Annotated in this window: 26 protein-coding genes, 1 pseudogene and 2 riboswitches; of the genes and pseudogenes, 8 read left to right on the top strand and 19 right to left on the bottom strand. The window is 26.3% G+C overall.

Going from position 1 to position 26,236, the window contains the following annotated elements; translation table 11 throughout:
• Nucleotides 1-174 precede the first annotated feature (174 nt).
• Complete coding sequence (gene pdxS / locus J2Z25_RS02335; RefSeq protein ID WP_209738017.1) at nt 175-1,044, top strand: pyridoxal 5'-phosphate synthase lyase subunit PdxS; 870 nt, start codon at nt 175-177, stop codon at nt 1,042-1,044.
• Nucleotides 1,025-1,633 carry a pyridoxal 5'-phosphate synthase glutaminase subunit PdxT gene (pdxT, locus tag J2Z25_RS02330; protein WP_195959537.1) on the top strand — a complete coding sequence of 203 codons (609 nt, stop codon included), beginning with the start codon at nt 1,025-1,027 and terminating at the stop codon, nt 1,631-1,633. Before pdxS ends, pdxT begins: the two co-directional genes overlap by 20 nt.
• Before the next feature lie 299 nt (nt 1,634-1,932).
• On the opposite strand, the gene J2Z25_RS18520 is transcribed toward pdxT, so the two are convergent.
• The 8 genes from J2Z25_RS18520 to J2Z25_RS02295 all read right to left on the bottom strand — a co-directional run bounded on the left by J2Z25_RS18520 (nt 1,933) and on the right by J2Z25_RS02295 (nt 7,044).
• On the bottom strand, nt 1,933-2,382 hold the full coding sequence (locus J2Z25_RS18520) for a GNAT family N-acetyltransferase (RefSeq protein ID WP_342451331.1): 450 nt from the start codon (nt 2,380-2,382) through the stop codon (nt 1,933-1,935).
• Between the two features lie 452 nt (nt 2,383-2,834).
• Entirely contained in the window at nt 2,835-3,305 is a 471-nt protein-coding gene (locus J2Z25_RS02320; RefSeq protein WP_209738015.1) for a S8/S53 family peptidase, read from the bottom strand.
• Between the two features lie 179 nt (nt 3,306-3,484).
• Nucleotides 3,485-3,607, bottom strand: coding sequence for a hypothetical protein (locus tag J2Z25_RS18720; RefSeq protein WP_280915419.1), 123 nt, complete (start codon nt 3,605-3,607; stop codon nt 3,485-3,487).
• A 98-nt stretch (nt 3,608-3,705) separates the two neighbouring features.
• Entirely contained in the window at nt 3,706-4,152 is a 447-nt protein-coding gene (locus tag J2Z25_RS02315) for a S8 family serine peptidase (RefSeq protein ID WP_209738013.1), read from the bottom strand.
• Nucleotides 4,153-4,302: 150 nt separating this feature from the next.
• Complete coding sequence (locus J2Z25_RS02310; RefSeq protein WP_209738012.1) at nt 4,303-4,977, bottom strand: peptidase MA family metallohydrolase; 675 nt, start codon at nt 4,975-4,977, stop codon at nt 4,303-4,305.
• Nucleotide 4,978: 1 nt separating this feature from the next.
• The gene (locus J2Z25_RS02305) at nt 4,979-5,506 is read right to left on the bottom strand and encodes a flavodoxin domain-containing protein (RefSeq protein ID WP_209738010.1); all 528 of its coding nucleotides are present in this window, start codon (nt 5,504-5,506) and stop codon (nt 4,979-4,981) included.
• A gap of 279 nt (nt 5,507-5,785) precedes the next feature.
• Nucleotides 5,786-6,073 carry a hypothetical protein gene (locus tag J2Z25_RS02300; RefSeq protein ID WP_209738008.1) on the bottom strand — a complete coding sequence of 96 codons (288 nt, stop codon included), beginning with the start codon at nt 6,071-6,073 and terminating at the stop codon, nt 5,786-5,788.
• Between the two features lie 173 nt (nt 6,074-6,246).
• Nucleotides 6,247-7,044 carry a DUF368 domain-containing protein gene (locus tag J2Z25_RS02295; RefSeq protein WP_209738007.1) on the bottom strand — a complete coding sequence of 266 codons (798 nt, stop codon included), beginning with the start codon at nt 7,042-7,044 and terminating at the stop codon, nt 6,247-6,249.
• A gap of 452 nt (nt 7,045-7,496) precedes the next feature.
• Between J2Z25_RS02295 and J2Z25_RS02290 the strand changes: the two genes are divergently transcribed.
• Both J2Z25_RS02290 and J2Z25_RS02285 read left to right on the top strand, forming a co-directional pair.
• On the top strand, nt 7,497-9,218 hold the full coding sequence (locus J2Z25_RS02290) for an ABC transporter ATP-binding protein (protein ID WP_209738005.1): 1,722 nt from the start codon (nt 7,497-7,499) through the stop codon (nt 9,216-9,218).
• Nucleotides 9,219-9,234: 16 nt separating this feature from the next.
• Nucleotides 9,235-10,968 (top strand): ABC transporter ATP-binding protein, encoded by a 1,734-nt coding sequence (locus J2Z25_RS02285; protein ID WP_209738003.1) that lies wholly within the window; start codon nt 9,235-9,237, stop codon nt 10,966-10,968.
• 59 nt (nt 10,969-11,027) lie between these two features.
• Here the strand turns inward: J2Z25_RS02285 and J2Z25_RS19010 are convergent.
• The 3 genes and pseudogenes from J2Z25_RS19010 to J2Z25_RS18715 all read right to left on the bottom strand — a co-directional run bounded on the left by J2Z25_RS19010 (nt 11,028) and on the right by J2Z25_RS18715 (nt 12,531).
• A pseudogene (locus J2Z25_RS19010) lies at nt 11,028-12,035 on the bottom strand (DNA glycosylase AlkZ-like family protein).
• 46 nt (nt 12,036-12,081) lie between these two features.
• Nucleotides 12,082-12,300, bottom strand: a complete 219-nt coding sequence (locus J2Z25_RS18515) for a hypothetical protein (protein WP_245173030.1) — start codon at nt 12,298-12,300, stop codon at nt 12,082-12,084.
• A 108-nt stretch (nt 12,301-12,408) separates the two neighbouring features.
• On the bottom strand, nt 12,409-12,531 hold the full coding sequence (locus J2Z25_RS18715) for a hypothetical protein (protein WP_280915415.1): 123 nt from the start codon (nt 12,529-12,531) through the stop codon (nt 12,409-12,411).
• A 332-nt stretch (nt 12,532-12,863) separates the two neighbouring features.
• On the opposite strand from J2Z25_RS18715, the gene J2Z25_RS02275 reads away from it, so the two are divergent.
• Nucleotides 12,864-14,210, top strand: coding sequence for an MATE family efflux transporter (locus J2Z25_RS02275; protein ID WP_209738001.1), 1,347 nt, complete (start codon nt 12,864-12,866; stop codon nt 14,208-14,210).
• 145 nt (nt 14,211-14,355) lie between these two features.
• On the opposite strand, the gene J2Z25_RS02270 is transcribed toward J2Z25_RS02275, so the two are convergent.
• The 4 genes from J2Z25_RS02270 to J2Z25_RS02255 form a co-directional block, all read right to left on the bottom strand.
• On the bottom strand, nt 14,356-14,802 hold the full coding sequence (locus J2Z25_RS02270) for a GNAT family N-acetyltransferase (protein WP_097032790.1): 447 nt from the start codon (nt 14,800-14,802) through the stop codon (nt 14,356-14,358).
• A gap of 70 nt (nt 14,803-14,872) precedes the next feature.
• Entirely contained in the window at nt 14,873-15,217 is a 345-nt protein-coding gene (locus tag J2Z25_RS02265) for a phenylpyruvate tautomerase MIF-related protein (protein ID WP_209737999.1), read from the bottom strand.
• A gap of 626 nt (nt 15,218-15,843) precedes the next feature.
• Complete coding sequence (locus J2Z25_RS02260; RefSeq protein WP_008678516.1) at nt 15,844-16,344, bottom strand: PTS sugar transporter subunit IIA; 501 nt, start codon at nt 16,342-16,344, stop codon at nt 15,844-15,846.
• A 45-nt stretch (nt 16,345-16,389) separates the two neighbouring features.
• Complete coding sequence (locus J2Z25_RS02255) at nt 16,390-17,316, bottom strand: GNAT family N-acetyltransferase (RefSeq protein ID WP_209737997.1); 927 nt, start codon at nt 17,314-17,316, stop codon at nt 16,390-16,392.
• Between the two features lie 228 nt (nt 17,317-17,544).
• On the opposite strand from J2Z25_RS02255, the gene J2Z25_RS02250 reads away from it, so the two are divergent.
• Nucleotides 17,545-18,114 carry a protein kinase family protein gene (locus J2Z25_RS02250; RefSeq protein WP_008678512.1) on the top strand — a complete coding sequence of 190 codons (570 nt, stop codon included), beginning with the start codon at nt 17,545-17,547 and terminating at the stop codon, nt 18,112-18,114.
• A 193-nt stretch (nt 18,115-18,307) separates the two neighbouring features.
• Here the strand turns inward: J2Z25_RS02250 and J2Z25_RS02245 are convergent, their stop codons facing one another.
• The 3 genes from J2Z25_RS02245 to J2Z25_RS02235 all read right to left on the bottom strand — a co-directional run bounded on the left by J2Z25_RS02245 (nt 18,308) and on the right by J2Z25_RS02235 (nt 20,347).
• Nucleotides 18,308-19,513 (bottom strand): DUF5692 family protein, encoded by a 1,206-nt coding sequence (locus J2Z25_RS02245; RefSeq protein WP_209737995.1) that lies wholly within the window; start codon nt 19,511-19,513, stop codon nt 18,308-18,310.
• 356 nt (nt 19,514-19,869) lie between these two features.
• The gene (locus J2Z25_RS02240) at nt 19,870-20,139 is read right to left on the bottom strand and encodes a hypothetical protein (RefSeq protein ID WP_209737993.1); all 270 of its coding nucleotides are present in this window, start codon (nt 20,137-20,139) and stop codon (nt 19,870-19,872) included.
• A 1-nt stretch (nt 20,140) separates the two neighbouring features.
• Complete coding sequence (locus J2Z25_RS02235) at nt 20,141-20,347, bottom strand: hypothetical protein (protein ID WP_209737991.1); 207 nt, start codon at nt 20,345-20,347, stop codon at nt 20,141-20,143.
• A 395-nt stretch (nt 20,348-20,742) separates the two neighbouring features.
• Nucleotides 20,743-20,843: riboswitch (TPP riboswitch) on the top strand.
• 62 nt (nt 20,844-20,905) lie between these two features.
• On the opposite strand from J2Z25_RS02235, the gene thiT reads away from it, so the two are divergent.
• Complete coding sequence (thiT, locus tag J2Z25_RS02230) at nt 20,906-21,550, top strand: energy-coupled thiamine transporter ThiT (protein WP_008678504.1); 645 nt, start codon at nt 20,906-20,908, stop codon at nt 21,548-21,550.
• Nucleotides 21,551-21,756: 206 nt separating this feature from the next.
• Here thiT and pulA read toward each other — a convergent pair whose 3' ends face one another.
• Complete coding sequence (pulA, locus tag J2Z25_RS02225) at nt 21,757-24,708, bottom strand: type I pullulanase (RefSeq protein WP_245173029.1); 2,952 nt, start codon at nt 24,706-24,708, stop codon at nt 21,757-21,759.
• A gap of 194 nt (nt 24,709-24,902) precedes the next feature.
• Nucleotides 24,903-24,976: riboswitch (Fluoride riboswitch) on the top strand.
• A gap of 48 nt (nt 24,977-25,024) precedes the next feature.
• Between pulA and J2Z25_RS02220 the strand changes: the two genes are divergently transcribed.
• A complete protein-coding gene (locus tag J2Z25_RS02220) occupies nt 25,025-26,215 on the top strand; it encodes a cation:proton antiporter domain-containing protein (RefSeq protein WP_209737989.1) in 1,191 nt (396 codons plus the stop codon).
• The last annotated feature ends 21 nt before the right edge of the window (nt 26,216-26,236 follow it).

Genomic DNA, 26,236 nt, shown 5'->3' with positions numbered 1-26,236 from the left:
TTACTCTATTATTATATATCCTTATACAATTTTTGTAAATAGTTAAATGTAAAAAGTTATAATTTTAGGAATTTTTATTAGTCAATTTGTACCGATACATTTGCACAATATTAATTTTAGTATTATTATCTATTTAATGTAATTACAGGTATTAATTGTTTAAAGGAGATTGTTATGAGTAAATATGAATTAAATAAAAATCTTGCACAAATGTTAAAGGGTGGAGTAATTATGGATGTTACTACTCCTGAAGAAGCAATTATAGCTGAAAAGGCTGGAGCTTGTGCTGTAATGGCACTTGAAAGAGTACCTTCAGATATAAGAAAAGAAGGTGGTGTTGCCAGAATGTCTGATCCCAAAATGATTAAGGAAATTCAAGTTGCTGTGTCTATTCCAGTCATGGCAAAGGTTAGAATCGGTCATTTTGTTGAAGCACAAATTCTTGAAAGCCTAGCTATTGATTATATTGATGAAAGTGAAGTATTAACTCCTGCTGATGATTTATATCATATAAATAAGCATGAATTCAATGTACCTTTTGTTTGTGGTGCTAGAAACTTAGGAGAAGCTCTAAGAAGAATTGGTGAAGGTGCTTCAATGATTAGGACTAAAGGTGAAGCTGGCACTGGTAATATTGTTGAAGCAGTTAGACATCAAAGAACTATGATTTCAGATATAAGAAAAGTTCAATCTGCATCTAAAGAAGAACTTATGACTATAGCAAAAGAACTTAATGCTCCTTACAACTTAATTTTATATGTTCATGAAAATGGTAAACTACCTATTGTTAACTTTGCTGCTGGTGGAATTGCAACACCTGCTGATGCTGCTCTTATGATGCAATTAGGTAGCGATGGTGTATTTGTTGGTTCTGGTATTTTTAAATCTGAAAATCCTGAAGTAAGAGCCAAAGCTATAGTACAAGCTGTTACCTATTATAATGATACTAAAGTTCTAGCAGAAATATCTTCTGGTTTAGGTGAGGCTATGAAAGGATTAACAATTGAAAGTCTTGAGGATAGATATGCAAAAAGAGGTTGGTAGTTTAATAGTTGGAGTTTTAGCACTTCAAGGAGGAGTTAATGAACATGTTCATCATATTGAATCCATTGGTTGTAAATCTATTTTAGTTAAAAATGCCTTAGATTTATCATTAATTGATGGTCTCATTATACCAGGAGGAGAAAGCACAACAATATCAAAACTACTTAAACTAACAAATTTAGACTCAGAAATTATACAAAAAGCTAAACAAGGATTACCAATATGGGGAACCTGCGCTGGAATGATACTATTATCCAAAGAAATAGAAAATGATGAAAATGGACATCTTTCTCTAATCAATATAAGAGTAAAAAGAAATGCTTATGGAAGACAAATTGATAGTTTTGTAGCAAAAGATATTATAAATTCAATAGATTCATCTGAAGAATTTCCTATGGTATTTATAAGAGCACCTTATGTATCAAAAATACTATCCTCCCAAGTTGAAATTTTAGCATCTATTGATAATAATATTGTTGCAGTTCGTGAAGGAAATATATTAGCTACTTCATTTCATCCAGAACTTACTTCTGATTTAAGATTTCATAAATACTTTATAGATATTTGCATTAAAAATAAATTTAATTAAAAAGGCTTAGTCTCATAAATCTATTTAATATAAAATTTATTCAATTTTAAGTAAGCTTTATTACCTTAATAAAGCTAATCTCTTATTTTTATAAAGGGGCTCGCGTTTCACGATCCCCTTTTAAACCATTGATTTTACTTACTTAAAGATGTTTTTAAACTTAAATAGAAATTTTTATCTATTATTTATATATGCGAAAAAATGAATCTTTAATTGCTAATATCAAAATTTATTTTAATATAGCTCTTTTAAATTCTATAACATCTCATAATATCTTTTTGTTTATAATATTTAAGATATCACAAATCTAATATTATATGTATATCAAGAGGTTCTAAATCAAATAATTCTCTATTTATATCATTTGTAACTCTTGCTCCTAATGCAAAATTAAAATCTACAGTGTTCTTAAATGGAGTTGCTGATATATATAAGCCTTTTGCTCCCATATTTACAGCATCTTTAGACACTAACTTTACTAATGATTTTCCTACTCCATGTTTCCGATAACTATTACTTATATATAGCATATTTAATTTAACCTTATCTAATTTTTCTCCAATTAGTTTGCTTTCTAAAGCAACAATTCCAACTATCTTATCTTTTTTAAAAACTCCATATATTTTTTCATGTCTTTCATATATATCTTTTAACCTATGAATATATTCATTTAGTTCTATTAGGTTCCAACCTTCTATATTATAAAATTTATTTACTATTTTTAACTTATTACTTTTATAATGATACACCTCATTTACTATCTCTCTTCTATCAATATCTCATAATAAATTTAATTCTGACTTTTTGAGTAACCTATATATCAAAATATCTTCTTTTCAATAATAATTATTTTCAAAATATTATTATATATATTTCTTATTTGCATTTGCATCTCATACCTAATTATTTGTAATTAAAATTCTTCTTATCTAATATATTAATATTATTCATACTAATTTTCTTATGATATCTATTAAATCATGCTTCTAAAAATTTGAAATACATCAAGTATTCCATATCCCCATTGAGGATTAGGATATATATCTCCTTGTCTTTGGTATGTTCCTCTATCTAAATATGATTTTAAAGTTTGTGCAAAAAGATATGGATCATTACCTTTTATTATTCCCCATTCAAATAGTAATACACAAACACCAGCACATATAGCTTTTGCTGCTGAACTTCCTGAAAAAGTACTTACTCATCCTAAAGGTTTTGTTGTTAAAATATTTACTCCTGCAGTTATAACGTCAGGATTTATTAAACCATTATAGTTGAATCCTCTCCCAGATTCAGAAATTCCTACATTTCTTTCGTTATTATAATATGCTACCGTTACAACTTTTCTTGCTGTCGAAGGTATAGTTAACTTTATATTTGGATCTGCTTCTAAAAATACAGTTCCTTCAGGTAAAACTTCTTTAGGCGGCAACCATATATCATATCTTCCATCAACTATATAATCCCCACTCAACTGTATTCTCCATATTCCTGATACTAAATTCCTAAATCCTATTATTATTGCTTGATGCCCTGTAAAATGTTCTGGTATAAAATTATATAAACGCATTATTGTATTACTTAATACGAATTTTATTTCTTCTCCATTTTTTCTTTTAGATGAAATAAAATTAGATTTTTCTCTATCTGTAGATATTATATTTATAGACATTCTGTTGAGTCTTCGAATCCAAATATAAAAAGGCAAGTCAACCATAAACTTAGAAATTTTTAGTTCTATAGTTTTAATTTCTCCTACACTCTTAATATATCCTGATGTATGTCCTTGAGCTGCTCCTTGGTTTCCCGTTCCACAAACAGAAATAATACCTCTATTTCTTCCAACATCAGTTATATATCTAGATGTTGGATATTGCCATCATGACTTCCCTCTGTTGTTCCTACCCCTATACAAATTACCATTGGTTTTTTAACTTTTAATGAATGGTTTTTTAAGTAATCTATTCCAGCCAAAATTTCGAAAGAATTATATAAATTCTTATCTTCAAGACTATTTTCTCTTAATACTTTTTAAAATTAAGAGACTCTAATAACTTTACTACAACAAATTCTCAATCACTCGCTATTCCTTTTACATTATTATTATATCCTCGAGTACCAACTATACTTGCCATTTTGGTTCCGTGCCCAACAGTATCTCTATATGGAACAATACTATATGGATCTCCATTAGCTTTTGATAAACTTATTGCCCTATTTATCTCATCAGATGTAAATACATCTCCAATATAAACGTTTTTATTTCTGCCATTTAATATTGTTTGATCCCATATACTTTGTATTCTAGTTAATCCATCTTCTATAATAAACTCTTCATTTAAATAATCTATACCAGTATCTACTAGTCCAACCAAAACCCCTGTCCCTAAAAGATTTAAATACGGATTACCCTGTATTACATAAATTTCATCAACATCATTTGGAGATATATCTTGAAGAACATAGGTACTTCTAGGTTCTAAAAAAATTATACTTTTAACTTCAGATAATAGCCTCACTAAATATTTAATTTATATATATATTATTCTAAAAAGTTCCTTAATCTTTAATTACTTATAATTTTTTTCTACATAATTAATTCAATTATTTTTTAGTTCCTCAATTGATAAATCTAAAATATTTTCTATATCATTAGGAAATTTTATAACTTAAATTAACTTTTCATATCCAAATTCATTTAAAATGAAATCTGCTATAGATCCTGAATATAAATAACTAAATTGATTATTATAAAAATTATCATTTATATCATCTATAGTAATATCTATATTTTGGGATAGATTTTCTTTTATAGCTTTCTTTTCATAATCTGTTATTTGATTAGCTTCATAAACTGATATACCTTCCATAAACCAAGTAGGTATATTATTTTCTTTTTGATTATTAATATTAAAAGTTACTATATGCACAAACTCATGTACAATAACTTTAAGAAGTGATTCCTTATTATGAATTGATCCTGGATTTAATGGTGATACCATTTTTATTGTATTGTCATATGCAACTCCAACTATCCCATCACTAGCCTCTACTTTACTAATAGACTTATGAAAGTCCTCTATATTCGGATAAATTATTATTTCTATTTTTGTTTCTAATTTAGTATTAAAATGATCTGTTATAGTATTATAATTAGTATTTAATACTTCACTTAAATCTTTGATAGTCTTTGAATCATTTTCATTTGAATAATACTTAAAATATTTGTCTTCTTCTTGCAGTTTTATCTTATCTTCAATAGTTCCTAACTTTCTATAACCAAAAGGAATAATAATTATCATAATTAATATAAATATCCCTATTATTGAAACCTCTTTATTCATACTATACCCCTAGAAAATTTCTAATTTCCTTTAAATTATCTCTGCTCGTCCAATCTGATACATTATCCATTGACTCTACAAGCGCCTTTTCCCAAGGTTCAAATTGAGATGAATCTTTTTTACTTAAAACTCCCTTTAACATCCCAATTAGTAATTTATCCCTAAATGTCATATTATTCAAATCAAACATTCCCCTTAAATAAAAAAGTTTAATATTTTCTAAATCTCCAGATAAATTATTTTCCTTTAGATGATTATAAGCTTTTTCATCATATGGTGATGCTCCAACTGCAAAGATTGTTATATTCTTATCTTTTAACTTACTATAATTTTTTTTAATAAAAGATAATCCAGCTATTCCAGAAGCATAAATTCCTCCACCATAAATAATGGTGTCATAACTATTAAGAATTTCAACTTTACAGTTGTCTTGCAAATATAAATCTGATCCAATATCTTCTGATAACCATTCTGCATATTTTTTTGTTGCCCCATACTTACTTTTATATACAACTGCTATCTTTGACATACAACCTTTCCCCCTTATATTTATATTTATTTTTTTATTTATTGCTTATATAAGTTTATTTATAATTATTATAAAATTATTTTAGCTCTAGCTTCACTTTTTTTAATTATTGATATCTGAATCCTTGTATAGAACCTTTTAATCCATATATCTATTAATTCATAATAAGTAATCATCTATTTTATCCATTCTAAATCTTCCATTCTAACTTTATAGACATCATGCATCTATAAATTCTCTCTTTCAGTTGAGTTAATCTAAATTACTAATGTCATTTTCCTACTTTACTTGTCTAAAAAATATTTGAAATATAGCCATTGAGAAAATTACAATCCCTATGATAATTGAAAATATTCCAACACTTTTATTTCTTCTTCTAACTGCATTTGAATTTGTTCTATTTGATAGTTCCATTTGGCTTATCCCTGAAAACAGTTCACTTAAGCCTAGAGCTATCATTACAAAGTCAAACTTTATATATCCTCCAAAATACATTCCAATTAATAATAATGTCATTACAGAAAAAATAACGGCTGTTATTGACCATATTTTTTTATTTATCTCCATTTGTATTTTCCTTTCTCATCTTTATTAACTTAAAATTTATTAGATATTTTCAATATTAATTATACACAAATATCTAAATTCATTAAACATAATTTACCATTTTAAATTCTTAATATTTCTTAATTTTGCAAAATTAAAAGATTGAGGATTTCCTCAATCTTAACTACTCTTATCTATTCATTTCTACTAATATAATATGTAAATATAAATCCACCAATTCCAAGAATCACACCTATTACACTGCTTAATCCATCAACTCCTGGAAATACTGAAAATACTGATCCTAATATAAATCCAAATATTAGTATATATGTTTGCTGTGGATATTTTAATAACAGCATTTCTATTATTTTAGCAGTTGCTAATGTACCAACTATTCCACCTATTGCAATTGGTATTAAAACTGGAATATTCATTTGTACTACTGCTGTTATAACTGTATTATATAATCCTAATACGTATAGCATAAATGATCCACTTATACCAGGTAAGATAAGAGCTATTGCTACTACTACTCCCCCAATAAATAGCCATAAAAAATTACCTATACTTAATGATGTGATTATTGCTGATGCATCATTATTTGGAGTGCCCATCATCAAAACTATAATTATACCACCAATCAAATATAAAAAGCTGCTTTTCTTAAATCCTTTAACAGTTGCTTTTCTAAACATAAGCGGTGCTCCACCTAATATTACACCGATAAATAAATATCCAACAGGAATAGGGAAATTATCAAATAATGTTTTAACAACATTACTAAATAAAAATATTCCTACAACTGCTCCAATTCCCACTTGCATCAATATCTTATATTGATTTTTAAAATCTTTAATAATATTATTTACTGCATGAAGTAGCTTATCATATATTCCAAGAATCATTGCAATAGTTCCACCACTAACTCCAGGAACAATTTGCGATATACTAATTGCCACTCCTTTTAAAAAGTTTTTTAAAAATTCCATATCTACACCTCTGCTGTAAAATCACATTGTATTATTTTCCATACTAGCATACCCTATACAAAAAAGTCAAAACTCTTAACATATATTTAACATAAGTATTTATTGTTTTATATTTATATAATTTTAATCTTATTTTATATTCTAAAGCATTCTATGCTACCTATCTACACATTTTCCAGTTCATTCATATTACTATTATAAATTATAACATTAATTTTATAATATAATACATTAAAAATTCTAAAGAAAATGAACATTTAAAAAAGTTATTCTAAAGAATTCCTTAAAATAAATTTAAAATTATAAACTCCTAAAAATATACTTTATTTTTATATAATTTATATTTTTATAGACCTATCTCATCTATTACGATATGATAATGTACTTTTATTATCAAGACTTAATGTTATAATAATGTTTAAGTGTAAAATTATAATAAAGGACTGATGATATTGATAAAACTAATACACTTTATGAAGGATTATAAAAAGGAATCTATACTTGGTCCAATATTTAAATTAATAGAAGCAATTTTAGAATTATTTGTTCCTATAGTTATGGCTAAAATCATTGATGTAGGAGTAAGAAATAGTGATATAAGTTATATATTCAAAATGGGTGGAATCCTTATACTTCTTGGAGTTAGCGGACTTGGCTTTGCTTTAATTTGTCAGTACTATGCTTCTATAGCATCTCAAGGTGTTGGTACTTCAATTAGAAGTGCTTTATTTAAGCATATTAATAAGCTTTCTCATACTGAAATTGATAAGATAGGTACTCCAACATTAATAACTCGCTTAACAAATGACGTAAATCAAATCCAAACTGGTGTAGCAATGATAATAAGATTAGGATCCAGGGCCCCATTCATAATAATCGGCTCGACTATAATGGCAATAGCTTTAGATTTAAAACTTTCTATAATCTTTATAGTTACCACTCCTCTTATTGCACTTGTAATTTATTTTGTAATGAGCAAATCACTTCCTTTATATAAAATAATTCAAAATAAACTTGATAATATTTCTTTAATAACTAGAGAAAATCTTGAAGGTACAAGAGTTGTTAAAGCTTTTTCTAAAGAAGAAAGTGAAAAGTTAAGATTTAAAGATGCTAGTAATGATTTAAGTGACACCTCTATTAATGTTGGAAAAATATCTGCTCTCCTTAACCCAATTACATATATAATTATGAATTTATCTATAGTTGCTATATTATGGTTTGGTGGAATCAGAGTAAATTCAGGCTCATTGACTCAAGGTGAAGTAATAGCCTTTGTTAATTATATAACTCAAATTCTTCTTGCATTGATAGTTTTTGCTCAATTAGTAGTTATATTAACTAAAGCTTCTACATCAGCTACTAGAGTAAGTGAAATATTAGAAATAAAATCTACGATAGTAGAAAAGGACAATATAAAAACTCATAGTAGTAAGTCAGAAGCAGCATTTATTGAGTTTAAAAATGTTTTCTTTTCATATGCTGACTCTAATGAATATTCATTAAGCAATATATCACTGACTATTAATAAAAATGAAACTATTGGAATTATAGGAGGTACTGGTTCTGGAAAATCTACTCTTGTAAATTTAATTCCAAGATTTTATGATGCTACAAAAGGACAAGTACTTATAAATGGAACAGATGTTAAAGATTATACTCTTAATAGACTTAGAAGCATGATTGGTATAGTTCCTCAAAAAGCTGTTTTATTTAAAGGAACATTGATGGAAAATCTAAAATGGGGAAAAAAATATGCAACTATCGATGAGATAGAAACTGCTTTAGAAATTTCTCAATCATCATCCTTTGTTCAAGCTTTTCCTGAAAAATATGATACAAATATACTTCAAAGTGGTAAAAATTTATCTGGAGGCCAAAAACAAAGGATTACAATTGCAAGAGCTTTAGTTTCTAATCCGGAAATACTTATATTAGATGATAGCTCAAGTGCATTAGATTTTGCTACAGATGCAAGATTTAGAAAAGCCTTAAAAGAAAAAGTTAAAGATACTACAGTAATAATGGTCTCTCAAAGAGCTAGTAGCATTAAAAATGCTGATAAAATAATAGTTATAGATAATGGCGAAATAGTTGGTATCGGCAAACATGATTATCTAATTAACAATTGTGAAGTATATAAAGAAATTTATTCTTCTCAATTAAAAAATTAGGAGGTGACTTCATATTATGAATATTTCATTAGTAAAAAGAATTTTAAAATATACTAAACCTTATAATAAATATATAATTATTGCTTTTTTTAGCGCAATAATTAATATAACTCTTACCCTTTTAACGCCAATTATTATAGGTGAAGGAGTAGATTTAATAATAGGTCAAGGAAATGTAAACTTTAATCGATTATTTAAAATACTAATTCCACTTTCATTAACAGTTATATTTTCTTCTATTTTTCAGCTTGTTATGACTAGATGTACTAATATTGTAAGCTATAAAACTATTAAAGATATAAGAGTTGATGTATTCAATAAACTAAATGCTTTACCCTTAAAATATATAGATAGCAATTCTCATGGATCTATAATAAATGGAGTAATTAATGATATAGAAATTGTATCCGATGGTCTTTTGCAAGGATTTTCTCAACTTTTTACTGGAGTAATAACTATAGTTGGAACACTAATATTTATGATTTCAATAAATATTAAAATTGCTCTTATAGTAGTTATAATTACTCCACTATCCTTATTTACAGCTTCTACTATAGCTAAACATTGCCATTCTATGTTTAGAAAGCAATCTCAAGTTCGTGGTGAGCTAAGTGGATATGTTGAAGAAATGATAGGAAATCAAAAAGTAGTTAAAGCATTTTCCTTTGAAGAACGCTCACAAGAAACTTTTGAAGAAATAAATAAAAGATTATATAAATATGGACAAAAAGCTCAATTTTATTCTGCATTAACCAATCCTTGTACAAGATTTGTTAATGGAATTGTTTATGCTGCTGTAGGAATAATTGGTGCTATTAGTGCTATTAATGGTGCTATAACAATAGGTCAGCTTTCATCATTCTTAAGTTATGCTAATCAATATACTAAGCCATTTAATGAAATATCAGGTGTTATTACAGAACTTCAAGCTGCCTTTGCATCTGCAAGTAGAGTTTTTAAGATTTTAGATGAAAATGAAGAAATTCCAGATTGTAAAAATTCAATTAACTTAACAGCTTGTGAAGGTTACATAGATATAAATAATGTTTCATTTTCATATAGCAATGATAAAAATCTAATTGAAAATTTTAATTTAAAAGTTAAACCTGGAGATAAAATTGCAATAGTTGGTCCAACTGGCTGTGGAAAAACTACACTTATTAATTTACTTATGAGATTCTATAACATAAATTTTGGAGAAATTAAGATAGATAACATCAACATAGATAGTATCACTAGAAGGAGCACTAGAGGTTTATATGGAATGGTTCTTCAAGATACATGGTTATATTCTGGAACAGTTAGAGAAAATATAGCTTATGGAAAGCCTGATGCTTCTTTTGAAGAAGTAATAGCAGCTGCTAAAAATGCTCATGCTCATAAATTTATAATGAATTTACCTAATGGCTATGATACTATCCTTACTGACTCTAGTTCTTTATCTCAAGGTCAAAAACAGTTACTATGTATTGCTAGAGTTATGTTATCTAAGCCACCAATGCTTATCTTAGATGAAGCAACTAGTAGCATAGATACACGTACAGAAATTTATATACAAAGAGCATTTAATAAATTAATGGAAGGTAGAACAACTTTTATTGTAGCTCATAGACTTTCAACGATCCGTGAAGCCGATTTGATTCTTGTTATGAATAATGGAAAAGTTATAGAACAGGGAAATCATGATGAACTATTAAATAAAGGTGGATTCTATGCTAATTTATATAATAGTCAATTTGCTTTAATATAAGTAAATAGGATGTAATAATATTATTATTGATAGTAAAAATTATTATTACATCCTTTAAATTAACTTTTATTTATTTTTTCTAATGAATCCTTAGATATCCCATCAGCTTTTAAATACCTACAAAATTTATCTAATGATATTTTAACAGCATCTATACAATCATCTGTTATTTTAAAATTATCCTCCCACCACCAATTTTTTATTACTAATGGTTCATTTCCTCTATGAAGTTCTGGTTCAAATCTTGCTACAATTTTATCTCCATATAAGATAGGTAAAACGTAATATCCATATTTTCGTTTATCTACAGGCTTATATACTTCCCAAGTATAATCAAAATTAAAAATATCTCTAGTTAATTTTCTATCCCAAATTATATTATCTAGTGGAGCTAAAATTTTTATATTATTTTCATTTATACGATTAGAGTCATTTAAAATCGATATATCCTCTTTTCTTAAATAAAAGTTTTATTTTAAGTTTTCTACCTTTATAAGAATTAGTTCGCCCTCTTCTGCCAATTCATTTAATATTCTTATTCTTAGATTTTTATGAGAAACATAATTTCCTAGCCAGCCTTCTCCATTCCTATCCCAATATCCCCCTATGCTTCCTATTCTTCTTTTAAAGTACCATTTATAAAACTCATCATCTTTTTTGAAAGGATCTACTTTAGATATTATTTCTTTAGATATTATTTCTTTAGATATTATTTCTTTAGATATTATTTCTTTAGATATTATTTCTTTAGGTAATAACCTTTCAATTAAATCATATATCTTTTGAGTATTTTTCTTTTCCTTTACTCCAAGTACCCCCATTTTCCACATGTAATCCATTGTAGCACTTGAAAGTTTTCCATGCCCCCATTTTCCTTTTTCTACAGACCCTAGATCAATTTTTGATGGATTAGTTGCTCCATTTTTTTCAATATATTCTTTTACAGTACCAACATAATTTATTGCATTAATTGAAGCTCTATTTCTTAGTACACCTTTAACTTCCTTTTTCCTTTCTAATCTTACTCGTCTAAAATATGGCCAATCTTTGGCAGAGTAAATAGCCATCATTTTATCCCATCCATCTATTAATTCCCTTTTACTATAAAGTAAATTATCTAGGATTTATAGGATTATAGTTTTCAATTCTCGACTGCATAACAAGATCAGCATTTCTTCCTACAACATTTAATGGATCATATTGAATACATCCAACCCTCTTTATAAAATCTTTTATCCCTTCTTCTCCAATAAAAGTATTATTCGTGTATAGCCCTTGATATACTACTAGGAATTTTCTTAGCTCTTCCTTTGACATATTAATTACTTTCATATTTTACCTCTCAAAATTTTATATTTATTTAATTTCATGTTACTTCATATAACATGAAATTATTCAGTTTAATCTTTTGTAGGTAAATTTATTTTATAATAATATAATTTAAATTTTATATTTATTTAACACTTCATTATCCTTAGTATTTTCTTCTAAGATTTTTGTGTTATTGCAACTAACCGTAAATACAGATAAGCTATCCAAAATAAGCAAAAATATTTTTCTCATTATAAAAAAACCTCTATGTACTATTTTATTATATATTACATGGAAGTTTTTACATATTTTATTTAAGTTTTTACAAAGTTATTAAATGTAAATATTAATTCTATAATTTTATATAGTTTGACTAAAATTTTATATTTTCTTGTATAATCATTGCTATATTTTTATTGCAATTATATAATAATTATTTGTATGAAAAATTCATATTTATTTTCTAAATTTGAAATAAAGTTGATAATATTTTTTTATAATGTTATTATTGAAAATGTTTGTACAATTTTGAAATTAATAAAATATGTTTAATTTTTATAGGTTTATATAAAGGGGGCTTATTTATGACAAAAGATATGACAACAGGAAATCCTGTAAAACTAATTTTAACATTTTCTATTCCTTTACTTATAGGTAATATATTTCAACAGTTTTATAGTATGGCTGATACTATAATAGTTGGTCGCTTTCTTGGTGTTAAGGCATTAGCCGCAGTTGGATCTACTGGCGCTATGGCTTTTTTAGTTAATGGCTTTGTTATTGGACTAACTAGTGGTTTTGCTGTTTTAGTTTCACAAAAATTTGGTGCTAATGATGAAGAAGGTGTAAAAAAAGCTTATGCTAGTTCTTTAGTTTTATCTGCTATTATGACTATAATAGTTACTATAATTAGTGTTGCTTCTGCTAAACCATTACTTGAGATTATGAATACACCTGCCGATATAATGGATGATTCCTTAGCATATATAATAGTAATTTATGCTGGTAATATAGCAATAATCTTTTATAATATGTTTTCAAGCATTTTAAGAGCTTTAGGTGATAGTAAAACTCCACTATACTTCCTAATTATAGCTTCAATACTAAATATAATTTTAGATATTGTATTTATTGTTAATTTTTCAATGGGAGTAGCTGGTGCTGCTTATGCAACTATTATTTCTCAATCTATATCTGCTATATTATGTGCAATATATATAATTAAAAGATTCCCTATATTGAGACTAAAAATGAGTCATTGGAAAGTAAGAAAAATCTTTGTTAAAAGTCAATTAAGAATTGGTATCCCAATGGCACTTCAATTTTCAATAACAGCTGCTGGAGCTATGGTTCTTCAAGGTGCTTTAAATAATTTCGGGTCTAAAATAATAGCTTCATATACTGCTGCTTCTAAAGTCCAACAACTAGTTATGCAACCTGCTGTTACATTTGGTGTTGCTATGGCTACTTATTCTGGACAAAACCTTGGTGCAGGAAGAATAGATCGTATTAAAGAAGGAGTTAAAAAATGCACAATTATTAGTATTATTGTAAGTATAATATCAACAATTGTAGTAATTTTATTTGGTGGTGCTTTTACAAAGCTATTTATGGATGGAAGTGATTTAGAAGTAATAGAATATGCAAGACATTACTTAAATACAGTTTCCATATTCTATATACCTTTAGGATTAATTTTTATATATAGAAATACTCTTCAAGGAATTGGGGATAGTTTTGTACCTATGATGGCTGGAGTTGCAGAAATGGTAGCTAGAACAGTTGTTGCCTTTACATTGCCAAGCATAATTGGATTTACTGGAATTGCTTTAGCTGATCCCGCTGCTTGGTTTGCTGCTGCCGTTCCACTTGGAATTACTTACTTTAAAAGAATCAATATAATTTTAAAAGAAAAACAATTAGCTGCATAGAACAAAAGGTGTTTAAATTATTAGAAACAATTTAGACACCTTTTTATTTATAATATTAATTTAAATTTATAAACACAGAAAATAATAATTTAAATAAAAAGAAAATTTCTTATGAATTTTACTGTATTCATAAGAAATTTTCTTTTTATTTAATATCTCTTAACATTTCTATATGAGGAATATCATCTTCTAAATATGCGTTAGAAACTTCTATAAATCCCAAACTTCTATAAAAATCCTTTATGTAAACTTGTGCAGATATTCTAATTGGACTTTCACCATAAGTATTATTTATAAATTCTATAGCCTTTTTCATAGCTTTTCTTCCTAAATCTCTACCTCTATATTTTTCATCTACTACAACACGTCCAATAGATATTTCATCATAAGAAACGTCCTTTTCAAGTATTCTTAAATATGCCACTATACTATTATCATCAGTACAGAATAAATGATATGCTGCTAAATCTTTATTATCGCAATCTTGATAAATACATTCTTGTTCTATTACAAAAACTTTATTTCTTAAAGCAAGTATATTATACAGCTCTTTAGTACTTAAATCTTCAAATTTTCTAATCTTCCACTCCATTTTAACCACCTCCTAAACGAATTAATATTAGGAAATTAATTACATTTTTATAATTAATATTACTAATCGCTTAAAAGTTAAAACCATTAAACCCCCAATTCTCTACTTCTTCATATTTAATATATATGGCATCTTTAGGAATATTTAATTCCTTTTCATATAAGTCGCAAATTTCCTTAGTTACTTCTTCCAAATCATTTTTTGAAGTTTTACCGAATATTTTCACCTCAATGAATGCTCCATATCTTAATTCTTCACCTCTAAAATATAAAGAATATTCATCTTGAAATCCTATCATAAGATAGCTTTCGCTTTTACCAGGAATTTTTGTAATTATATTTCCTAATTTAGCTTTTAATAATTCTTTTTTTTCTGCACTTAATTTCACAGTTACTTTTGATTCTATAAAAGGCATTTTTTCCTCCTTAATATGTTATACATATTTCTGACAGTTTAATAATTATTCTACTTATAATTAGAATTATTCTAAAATATAATATTATGTTATAAAAAACTAAAATCTTCATTTACTCTATCTTTTATAATTTTAAGTCTGAAAACTACCTCAAATCCATCTTCCTTTATATTTTCCTAAAACAAATAATGCTCATATAAAATTCCTATCTATTATAGTTATTAATTCTTTAATCATAATATCTTCTTCATATAAAAAAGATTCTTATGTTCGAAGATACTATTTTTCAATTATTTTATTGCTAATTATATATATTATGCTTTTAATTATTTTTCTTATTATTACTAACTAATAATAATTTGTACTTCATAAATTATTATCCTGAATACATAGTTATATTAAAACACATTTTAAATACCTAACAGTATAAATGATCTTTGCTAGTTTTTAATCTTATATATTAATTTTCTATAATATTATTTCTTAATAAACAATTCTTTTTATATTATTCATAAATTTTCCTTACTTTCTATAAAATTGATTATAGCATAATAAATTAATTCATAAAAGAAGAGATTATTACAATTTAATGTATAGTCTCCTCTTAATATGAATTGAAAAATTATTCAACAATGACTATCTAGATACTCTTCTAGCTTTTCAGTTCCATCAATTAATGTATCTTTAAATATATCTTTTATATACCTAATCAATACATCAATATCAGTAAATGTTTCACCTGCCATTATTGCCTCCATTGTAATAGGTAAATTTACTCCTCCAAAAACACAATACTTTTCTTGATTATTAACCAAATTAATCATTACTCTGTTAAATGGTGTTCCTGCAAATAAATCGCACAATACTATAATTTTCTTATATATACTTAGATCTAATAATGATTTATTCAACTTCTTATCATAATCATTTATGCTGTCACTTGGAATAAAATCAACAACTTCAACATTATCGTAATCACCATTTAAACACTTAATAGCACTATATAACCCAGAAGCAAAGGTACCATGTCCAGTTATTAAAAAGCCGATTGATAATTTTTTTCTATTATTAAAATAGAAACCAATATCTACTTTATTATTAGTATTATAAGTTATATTTGTATCCATTTATTCCTCACTTAAAATATTTATAGCTTAATATAGTATATTTTATTAAGTATGTGAAGTTACAGGAAAAAGCATTTCTTCATCTCTAGCCTTCCCCTTGCAGTTTTTTATAAATAAAATATTATCGTCATCTATAATTTCTCTAGTAATAACTTTAAACTTTTTAGATTCTGGTATAAAATTAATCTTAATAATCTTATCATCACTTTCTATGAGCCTAAGTAGTATATTGTCAAAATCGATAGGATTTTTACTTATAATATCATTTATAATAACCTCATCATTTTTTCTCTCTAAAATAGCTACAATATCATAATCTTGAAAATAATAAAGATTGTCATTAAAAATATAGCTGCAATAAACCTTTAAGGGCCATTCATCATTTATTACTCCAAGTTTATTTGATACGGCATACCTATCTTTACATAGTCTTTCTATAATTAATTTGTCATTCATTAAAGATAGATTTAATCTTCTTATACTTGCAATGCTTTTATAGCCAATATTTTTATAATTAACCTTCTTATAATTTTTATTTCTTATATCATTCATGCTTATTTTATATTCAGTTTCATTTTTTCTATTAAACCCAAACTTAGGATAAAAGTCCAAAACAGATTTATTAGCAAATAAATATATATAATCTATTTTATCTTCATAATCTTTAAAAACTTCATTCATAAGTCTTCTTATTAGTCCTTTATTTCTATAATTAATATCTGTCATAACAGTACCTAATTGAATTACTTTTCTTATTTTGCCATCTTGAATTATTGTAAATTTATTTATAGAAACATTTGATATTACTTTTTCATTGTAAATATATGAATATGAAATATAGTTTTCATTGCAATACCCTTCCTCAAACCACATTTCAAAATTTAATCCAAATGTATCAGCTGCTAAATTAATAAAACTTTTTCTATACTCCTTATTTTTACTACAATCTTTAAATAAAACAAATTCATCCATTTTTTATGTCCTTCTTTTTAATAATATCTCAATATAAATTTAAATTTACTATTAAGTATCCTATAAACTAATTTTATTCCTATATACTTAGAAATCCTATACTTATATATATTAAATTATATTTTAAAATCTTAATATAATTTCAATCCAGCAACTTTTACATGATTTAATATCATATTATTTTTATTGGCATATAATATTTAAAAGCAATTAATAAAGTGTGGTTTTATGAATTACTTATTAGAGATTCAAAATTGTAAATTGTTAGGTTCTGGAGCAGAAGGTTCAGTTTACTTAACACCTGAAGGCTTTGCCCTTAAAACATTTAAAAATGCCAAAGCGGCTAAAAGTGAAGAAGAAATACTTAGAAAAACTTTAGATAGTCCTTTCTTTCCTAATCCTATATTAAGAGTAAGTAACATATTAGTAAGAGAATATGTAGGTGGAGAAAACCTTTTTGAATATATCTCAAAACATGGCTTACCTTATAATTTATCTATAGAAATAATAGATTTAATCGAGGATTTGAAAAGACTTAAGTTTAAAAGAATTAACATAAGAAATGCTCATATATTTATAAACTCAAAAGGTAAAATTATGGTTATAGATCCTAGAAAGCCATATACTAAAGTAACACCATACCCTAAAGACATAATAAAAATATTAGTTAAGCTTCATTTATTTGATAAATTTTTAAAAGATGTTTTAGAATATAAGCCAGACCTACTTCCTTACTGGACTGCTGCATATAATTATCTTGCATCTCCAAGAAAAAGAAGAATTTATCGATATGGTTAGTTAAATTAACTATAAAAAATAAATGGTTAGTAAATATCAAGTTTATATTTTGCTAGCCATTTATTTATATAGTTTTTAATCAACAATTCTCATGCTTATATAAGAATAAATAATCTTGATAATTGTAGGAAAAGTCTATCTCTTTTTATTTTATTACCTTATATCTTTTTATTATCTTTTTAAGAAATTTAAGTTAATTATCAGTACTAATCTCTTTTATTCTTATTTTTGTTTCACTTTTATATCTCTTTATATAAACAATAGCATAAGCTAAATTTAATATAATACTAAGTAACGATATTCCAATCATAAATATACTATTCCTTGGGACCAAAAGCTCAACCGATTCTGTAAACCTTGGAAATGTAAAATAATACATAAACCAAGCTGCAAGAGTAAATGCCCTTGCTTGAAGCCAGGTCCCTTTTTTAATAAATATAGCTGGAATTGTAGAAGATAATATAACTATAAATTGAAGTGACGCTGATCCTGGAAAGTTTAAATATACAAAAGTCCAATTCCAAACATCATATGCTATTATCCAAAGGAGCGGCATCTTTTCCCAAATCATATCTTTTTCTTTTGAATTATCTGGCCTAATTTCTTTCCATCCATAAAATAAAGTTACTATTGATAAAACTCCAGCAATACCATTTAATATATTAGGTAAATTGCCCATAGAAAAATCTTGTACTACCGCCTCAATAATATTTGCAGATAATATTAAAGCAACTATCATTTTACTCCATTTCTTGACCCCTATTTTAGTAAATCTAACAAATATAAACCAAACACTTCCAGCAACTGCTGAATAAACCTTAATCCATTTAAACCAATATGTAACTCCATTACTTGACCATAATGGAATCATTATTATTGGTAACACAAAGAAAAATCCTATAGCAGCCAACTTTTTTCTTCTAAATAGTTCATTTAATGTTATTAGTCCAATTAATGCTGAAATCCAATGTATTATTGATAAAGTTCCTTTATGCTCTTTAAATATTGTATTATAAAAACCATTATTATACTCTATAGACTTCTCATCTAATATCTTTAAATTTCCATTATCTAATTCTTTTATTACATCACTTGCTTTACTCTTTATTATTATATTATTATTCTTATTTTCCCATATCTTTTCTTCCTTTATTTCTCCATCTCCAAATTGTTTTATTACTAATACCTTTCCATTAGATTTAAACTTTATCCTATAAAATAATCCACCTTCCCCATGCTTTCCATCAACTATTCCTTGCCAAGTTCCTGTTGGAAATTTTATATCTGTATTTGCTTTTGTAATAATACTACTAGTATTAAATATCACTACAGAAGTTATGATTGTAATAATAAACTTTAATAATTTGTCCCTCGATAATTTTTCAAAATAAATTCTCATACTAATCCCCTTTTTTTCTAATAGTTTAATATTTCTTATAAAATCCCTATTTTTCTCCTTTCATAATATATATACCATATTTTTCATATAAAATAATTATAAATAATTTCTATTTAACCTATAACTTTAAAATAAAAAAGCTATACACTAATTATAAATATAATGTATAACTTTCAATTTAAATAATATGCATAATTTATTAATTAATAACTATAAAGCTCATTATAGCTTAAAGACAGCATTATTTTAGGATTATCTCCTTGCTTTATCCATTGTAAGATTTCCTTCATCTTACTTTCCTCAACTGCTACACATCGCCAAGTAGGAACTCCAACATCTACATGTAGAAATATAGCTTAACTTTTACCAATTACAACAGGGTATCTATTATAATCAATTACTAAAGCATATTTATATGAATTACTATACTCTATTAAATACTCAGCTGAGTTCCATCTTCCATTTGGTTCTCCAAATTGCATTGTATTATAATACGGAGAATTAACATCATCTATCCAATATTCTGATCCATCCAAAACTCTATATGGAACCCCACTTTCTGGGTTTTGTGCTGCTCCAAAAGCTTCTGTTAAACTATATAATCCAGTTGGTGTGCATAAGTCCATCTCATAGACATCCTTTGCAGCCTTTTTCTTTTTTTATTTTTTCTTCTTCAGCATTTTTCTCTTCTTCTTTAACTCTCTTTTCTACTGAAGACTTTAAATCATTTATCTTATTTAAAACATTATTAGCATCACTTAAATTTTTATCACCTATAGATTTATTAAAACTATCTTTTAATTTGTTATAAAATTCTTCTTCATCACTATTCATATTAGGAATTTTCAAAGAACTAAAACTTTTATTTACTTCTTCTATTTATATATTTAAACTTTTTTCCTTGTTAACTTTTACAAGATAAGCTCCAGTCCTTCCTAAAACAATAAGTATCACTATAAGGAAAATACCTATTATTCTTGTCTTTTTAGTTTTATCATCTTCTTCCTCCGTATAAGAAAATATATTTAGTTTCAATGTATTATATTAAACTCATTTATTATACTACATCGTTTTATATTTTAAATAAATAGTTAATTATTACAAAATTATTTCTTTAAAGTCTATTTATAGAAATTCTCTTAAAAGATTCATTTATAAATAAAATATTATAATAATTAAATATTGACTTTTAATACAAATTTATGTAAACTTTACTTATAATTAAATAATTTAAGTGCTAGGGGTGCCTTATGGCTGAGAAATGATAATTCATTAACCCTCTTTACCTGATCTGGATAATACCAGCGTAGGAAAGTCACGATGTACTTTTGTAGAAATGATTATATCAAAGCTATAAGTATACCTCCTAGCAACTTTTAGGAGGTATTTTTTATGGATAATTTTATTAACACATTAAAAGAAGGTTTTACTGAAATTTTTAAAAACCCACTTTCTTTAGCTACTCTTATAGGAGTAGTAATTTTAATATTAGCACTTATTAAATTTAAGAAAATTAATCTAGATGCTAAAATTATGTCTAGAATAGGTATTGCTTTAGCTCTAGCTACAATACTTCACCTTATAAAGATTGTGGACTTGCCTAATGGTGCTGGAAGTATAAACTTAGGAAGTATGGTTCCTATTTTAATTATTGCTTTTATGTACGGCCCTGAAATAGGTATGCTTACTGGATTTTTATTTGGCGTTATCTATTTAATCATAAGTCCTTATATACTCCATCCAATTCAAGTTCTTTTTGATTATCCTCTTCCATTTATGGCTGTAGGACTTGCTGGATATTTTAAAAATAAAAAGCTCTTAGGTACCTTCGTAGGTATGTTTGTTAGATTTATATTTCACTTTATATCAGGCTTTTTATTCTTTGGACAATTTGCTCCTGAAGGCTGGTCTCCTATGATTTATTCCTTAGTTGCTAATGGGTTAGTCGTTGGAGGAAATTTAATTGTAGTCCTAATCATTATAGCGCTACTTCCAATAAATAGAATCATTAAGACCAGTAACAATTTCACATTATAATTTTTGTTAATTATTATAGATTGAAATTTGATAATATTAATTTATTTAATTATATATTATGATTATTTAGTAAAAATTTATTATTAGAAATCATTAAGTATTTAAGGAAAATAAGTGAATAGCAATATAATTAAACATATAATAAGAGCTAAATGTAATTAGCTCTTATTATAATTTATATTATCTATTTCCCTTATATAAATTTATTATGAATATAATATTATAATTGAGTATGACTTCATTTTAGGAACCTCTGATGTTTTAACTGTCTTTATTACTTCTACTCCTGCTTTATTAAAATCAGCAATTATATTCCATTTTCCATTTTTTGAAACTGGCATATATTGATTTATATCATAATCGTCTATTGAAGTTCCATTATATACTACAATTAAATCATTAATATTCTCTTCTATAATATTTAAATTTTTAAAATGCCATTTAATTACTCCAACATTTTCTTCACCATTTAAAAAACTAATTTCAAGATTGTTTAACTCTTCTCTTTTATCTATCCTAAAGGCTTCAAAATTCTTCCTGATTTCTATTAAACCCTTTATATAATTAAATACTTCAATATATTTTGCTTTATATCTCCAAAATATTGCATTTATGTTATCAGGGCTCTTATAACTGTTATGATCACCATTTTTTGTTCTTAATATTTCAGCTCCACCTTGTATAAATGGTATTCCTTGTGCTGTTAAAACTATTGCAAGTGCTAATATATTTCTTCTCACTAAATGATTATCAAATATATTTTCTTCTTTTATTTTCCTATACTCCTTTTCTTCAATATCAGGTGTTAAGCTTTTTTCAATTTGATCCCAAAGGGTATAATTATCATGTGCATCTACATAATTTATACTTTCCCTTGAATTATATGTCAATGTATTTATAGATCCTTTTAATCCCTCTATTATGCTCCATGCTGTGGCTCCATCATGTTGATTTCCATTGACAAATCCATGTGATGGACTATTATTTCCTCTTATAAAATCTCTAAAGGTATCGTTAAATATAGAAAAATCTTCATTTCTTTGACTTCCTTTATAAGTTCCATTTGTAAGAGGTGATTCACCACCCTTCCACGGCTCTCCATAAATTAATATACTCTCATCTATTTCTTTACTTACTTTTACAATTTCCTTCATAGTATCTATATCTATTAATTCCATAAGGTCAAATCTTAATCCATCTATATTATAATCTTTAAGCCAATGTTTTATTGAATCAATTATAAACCTTCTAACCATAGGTCTTTCAGTTGCTATTTCATTTCCACATCCTGACCCATTTGTAAATCTGCCTCTAAAATTAGTTCGAAAATAATATGCTGGAACTATATTATCTAAACTTCTTGTTTCTTGCATATGATTATATACTACATCCATAACTACCCTTATATCATTTTTATGAAGAATTTTAATCATTTCTCTAAGCTCGATTATTCTTGAAATTGGATTATATGGATCACTTGAATAGCTACCTTCCGGGGCATTGTAGTTCTTAGGGTCATATCCCCAGTTTCTATTACCCTTTTTGTTAGATTTTCTTTCATCCACTGAACCAAAATCAAATACAGGCAGTAAGTGTACATGGGTTATCCCGAGCTCTTTTAAATGATCAATTCCTGTTTTTACAGTAATTTTTCTTTTCTTATATTCATAACAAGTCCCCTCTTGAGCCAATCCTAAATATTTACCCCTGATATTTTTATCTATTCCGCTATCATCACTTATAGTAAAGTCCCTTACATGTATTTCATAAATTATAGAATCTTCTTTTCTTAAAAGCTGTGGCCTTTCATCACACAACCATCCAAATGGCATTGATTTAACATTATTTATATCTATTAGAAATCCCTTTTCTCCATTTACTCCCACCGATACTGCATATGGATCTACTGCATAATTTATTTTTATATACTCTAATCCATTTCGATCTATATCTTTAAAATATAGTTTATATAGATAAAATACACATTCATTTTTCTTTCTACTAATCTTAGTATAATGAGTTCCGCTTTTTTCCTCTCTTTTCATCTGATATACTCTTTTTTCATTTCCATTAATATCATACCAATTTTCATATAAACATAAATCTATCTTAAATGCCGTAGGAGCCCAAATTCTCAAGTATATATTTTCTTTATCATATACAACTCCCATATCAGGTCCATCATAATAATAACTATCTAAAAAATTCCTCATAGTTACTTTACAAGGTAAAAATGTATTGCTAGCCCTTATTTCTACTAAATCACTTGGAGATACTTTTACATTTAAATTTTTGAAATCAACCTTTTTAGATAATTTATCAATTTCGTACTCACAATGTTCTTCTTTAATACCATTAATGTAAATATAAAATTTAGTTCCATCTAAAGGTGTTTTAGATAAAAAAGCTGTAATACTATCTTTCTTATCCATTATTGCAATTTCAATTCTAGGCTTCATATATTCAATTACATCTTCTAAATTTGTTATAAGATTATTTTCGCCATAAACTATATAGCAATTTTTAACTCCTTTTGGTATTTCAAACGTTGCAGTTTGCTCAGACCAATCATTTCCCCAGTTATCTCCCCAAGCTTTTCTTCTTGCAATTATATTTTCTTCCCTTACAAATGTACATCTACCAAAGTCGCTTTTATTTTGTAGCTCAACAGCATATGAAACCCCATCATTTGAAAAGCTCCACAAATCCCATTTATATCCATTCCCAAAATAATCACCATCATTTTTTATAAAATGTATTAATGTACCTTCAACTTCATTTAAAATAATAGAAAATTCTCTACAAGCTCTTTCTCCTGTAATTTTATCTACACAGGTTACTTTAAGTGAATTTTTCTTTCTCAATAGCTTACTTATTTTTATTATATTATTTGAAAGCGTAATCTCTTTTCCTGTATAGTCAATTTCCCAATAAACATTTCTTATTTCTTTTATTCCAAATATGGATTCTTTCAATGCTACTAATTGTATTTCCTCATCTAGATGAAACACATTACTAGATGCTTTTATTTCTAATGAATTAATATTATATATTTTAATAGAGTTGTTATTACTTATATCATTATATGTCATATTATCACTATAGCTTATCATTCCTTCAACTCCTAAAATCTTTCTATTATATTTTATGCCTATCAATAATTATTGCCCCTACATGTTTTTTCTTAATCATAAGTAAAACTTATTTAATTCAAAAAACTATATAACCACTCTTTCATTATCTACTTCATCTTTATGTACCTCTTTACTAAATTTTCTTTTAATTCATGACAACTATTATATCAATTCAATATTTTTATTGATTTGTAAATACTTATATGGTATTATTTAAAAGACTTTAAGGGAATGAAGTTCTCCCTTGACTTATGTCTAAACCGCTTGGTAAGCTAATGACTTCTGCAAGTTTTTTGCAGAGCTCATTGGCTTTTTTTAATAAGAAATAAAGGAGGATTTTATGTTAACAAGCATAGCACTTATTATTTTATTAGGTCTATTTATTGGCTCTATTTTTACTAAACTAAAGCTTCCAAGCCTTGTAGGTATGATATTAACAGGCATTATCTTAGGCCCTTACATGCTTAACTTATTAGATTCTAGTATTATAGGCATATCATCTGAACTTAGACAAATAGCACTTGTAATAATTTTAACTCGTGCAGGCCTTGCATTGGATATAAAAGATTTAAAAAAAGTTGGAAGACCAGCAATTTTAATGTGTTTTATACCTGCAACCCTTGAGATATTAGGTTTTATTATTCTCGGTCCAAAATTTTTAAATTTACCTATATTAGATTCTGCAATACTTGGAACAGTCATAGCTGCTGTATCCCCAGCTGTTATAGTTCCTAGAATGCTTAAGCTTATGGAAGAAGGTTACGGTACTAATAAAAGTATTCCTCAATTAATATTAGCTGGAGCTTCTGTCGATGATATTTTTGTTATTGTGCTATTTACTTCATTTACAAGCATTGCAACTACTGGATCAAACTTTTCAATAAGCTCCATAATAGAAATACCTATATCTATTATAATTGGAATCATATTAGGAATTTTAACTGGTATTATTCTAGTATATTTATTTAAAAAAATTCATATAAGAGATTCTATTAAAATTCTTATAATTTTAAGTGTATCTTTTTTATTTATTACAGTTGAAGATTTATTAAAAGGATTCATTCCTATATCTGGATTAATAGCTGTTATGAGCCTTGGTGCAACTATACTTAAGATTTATTCAAAACTTGCCAGACGTATATCTAATAAATATTCAAAACTTTGGGTTGGCGCCGAAGTATTTCTCTTTGTTTTAGTTGGGGCTAGTGTAGACATTAAGTACGTAATGAATTCCGGAATTATTACTATTATTTTAATTTTAGGAGCATTAGTATTTAGAATCTTTGGCGTATTATTATCTTTAATAAAGACTGAAATGAATTTTAAAGAAAGATTATTTTCCGCTATAGGATATATGCCAAAGGCAACAGTTCAAGCTGCTATTGGAGCATTGCCCTTGTCAATGGGATTAGCTTCTGGAGAAATAATATTAACTGTAGCTGTTCTTTCAATAATTATTACTGCTCCTCTTGGAGCAACTTTAATTGATAATACTTACAAAAAATTGCTCTCTATTTCAAAGAATAAATAAAATAAAAGCTATAGATACAAT

Origin of the sequence: Clostridium tertium (assembly GCF_017873245.1) — a bacterium.
Lineage (GTDB): Bacteria > Bacillota > Clostridia > Clostridiales > Clostridiaceae > Clostridium > Clostridium tertium.
Note: the sequence above shows the minus strand (reverse complement) of the source record. Positions and strands in the feature narration are given on the sequence as shown.

Excerpts from the sequence above, each read along its gene's own strand:
- pdxS (WP_209738017.1), top strand. The coding sequence starts at position 175 with ATGAGTAAATATGAATTAAATAAAAATCTTGCACAAATGTTAAAGGGT.
- pdxT (WP_195959537.1), top strand. The coding sequence starts at position 1,025 with ATGCAAAAAGAGGTTGGTAGTTTAATAGTTGGAGTTTTAGCACTTCAA.
- J2Z25_RS02320 (WP_209738015.1), bottom strand. The coding sequence starts at position 3,305 with ATGTCTATAAATATAATATCTACAGATAGAGAAAAATCTAATTTTATT.
- J2Z25_RS02310 (WP_209738012.1), bottom strand. The coding sequence starts at position 4,977 with ATGAATAAAGAGGTTTCAATAATAGGGATATTTATATTAATTATGATA.
- J2Z25_RS02305 (WP_209738010.1), bottom strand. The coding sequence starts at position 5,506 with ATGTCAAAGATAGCAGTTGTATATAAAAGTAAGTATGGGGCAACAAAA.
- J2Z25_RS02300 (WP_209738008.1), bottom strand. The coding sequence starts at position 6,073 with ATGGAGATAAATAAAAAAATATGGTCAATAACAGCCGTTATTTTTTCT.
- J2Z25_RS02295 (WP_209738007.1), bottom strand. The coding sequence starts at position 7,044 with ATGGAATTTTTAAAAAACTTTTTAAAAGGAGTGGCAATTAGTATATCG.
- J2Z25_RS02285 (WP_209738003.1), top strand. The coding sequence starts at position 9,235 with ATGAATATTTCATTAGTAAAAAGAATTTTAAAATATACTAAACCTTAT.
- J2Z25_RS18515 (WP_245173030.1), bottom strand. The coding sequence starts at position 12,300 with ATGAAAGTAATTAATATGTCAAAGGAAGAGCTAAGAAAATTCCTAGTA.
- J2Z25_RS18715 (WP_280915415.1), bottom strand. The coding sequence starts at position 12,531 with ATGAGAAAAATATTTTTGCTTATTTTGGATAGCTTATCTGTATTTACG.
- J2Z25_RS02275 (WP_209738001.1), top strand. The coding sequence starts at position 12,864 with ATGACAAAAGATATGACAACAGGAAATCCTGTAAAACTAATTTTAACA.
- J2Z25_RS02270 (WP_097032790.1), bottom strand. The coding sequence starts at position 14,802 with ATGGAGTGGAAGATTAGAAAATTTGAAGATTTAAGTACTAAAGAGCTG.
- J2Z25_RS02265 (WP_209737999.1), bottom strand. The coding sequence starts at position 15,217 with ATGCCTTTTATAGAATCAAAAGTAACTGTGAAATTAAGTGCAGAAAAA.
- J2Z25_RS02260 (WP_008678516.1), bottom strand. The coding sequence starts at position 16,344 with ATGGATACAAATATAACTTATAATACTAATAATAAAGTAGATATTGGT.
- J2Z25_RS02255 (WP_209737997.1), bottom strand. The coding sequence starts at position 17,316 with ATGGATGAATTTGTTTTATTTAAAGATTGTAGTAAAAATAAGGAGTAT.
- J2Z25_RS02250 (WP_008678512.1), top strand. The coding sequence starts at position 17,545 with ATGAATTACTTATTAGAGATTCAAAATTGTAAATTGTTAGGTTCTGGA.
- J2Z25_RS02245 (WP_209737995.1), bottom strand. The coding sequence starts at position 19,513 with ATGAGAATTTATTTTGAAAAATTATCGAGGGACAAATTATTAAAGTTT.
- J2Z25_RS02240 (WP_209737993.1), bottom strand. The coding sequence starts at position 20,139 with ATGGACTTATGCACACCAACTGGATTATATAGTTTAACAGAAGCTTTT.
- J2Z25_RS02235 (WP_209737991.1), bottom strand. The coding sequence starts at position 20,347 with ATGAATAGTGATGAAGAAGAATTTTATAACAAATTAAAAGATAGTTTT.
- thiT (WP_008678504.1), top strand. The coding sequence starts at position 20,906 with ATGGATAATTTTATTAACACATTAAAAGAAGGTTTTACTGAAATTTTT.
- J2Z25_RS02220 (WP_209737989.1), top strand. The coding sequence starts at position 25,025 with ATGTTAACAAGCATAGCACTTATTATTTTATTAGGTCTATTTATTGGC.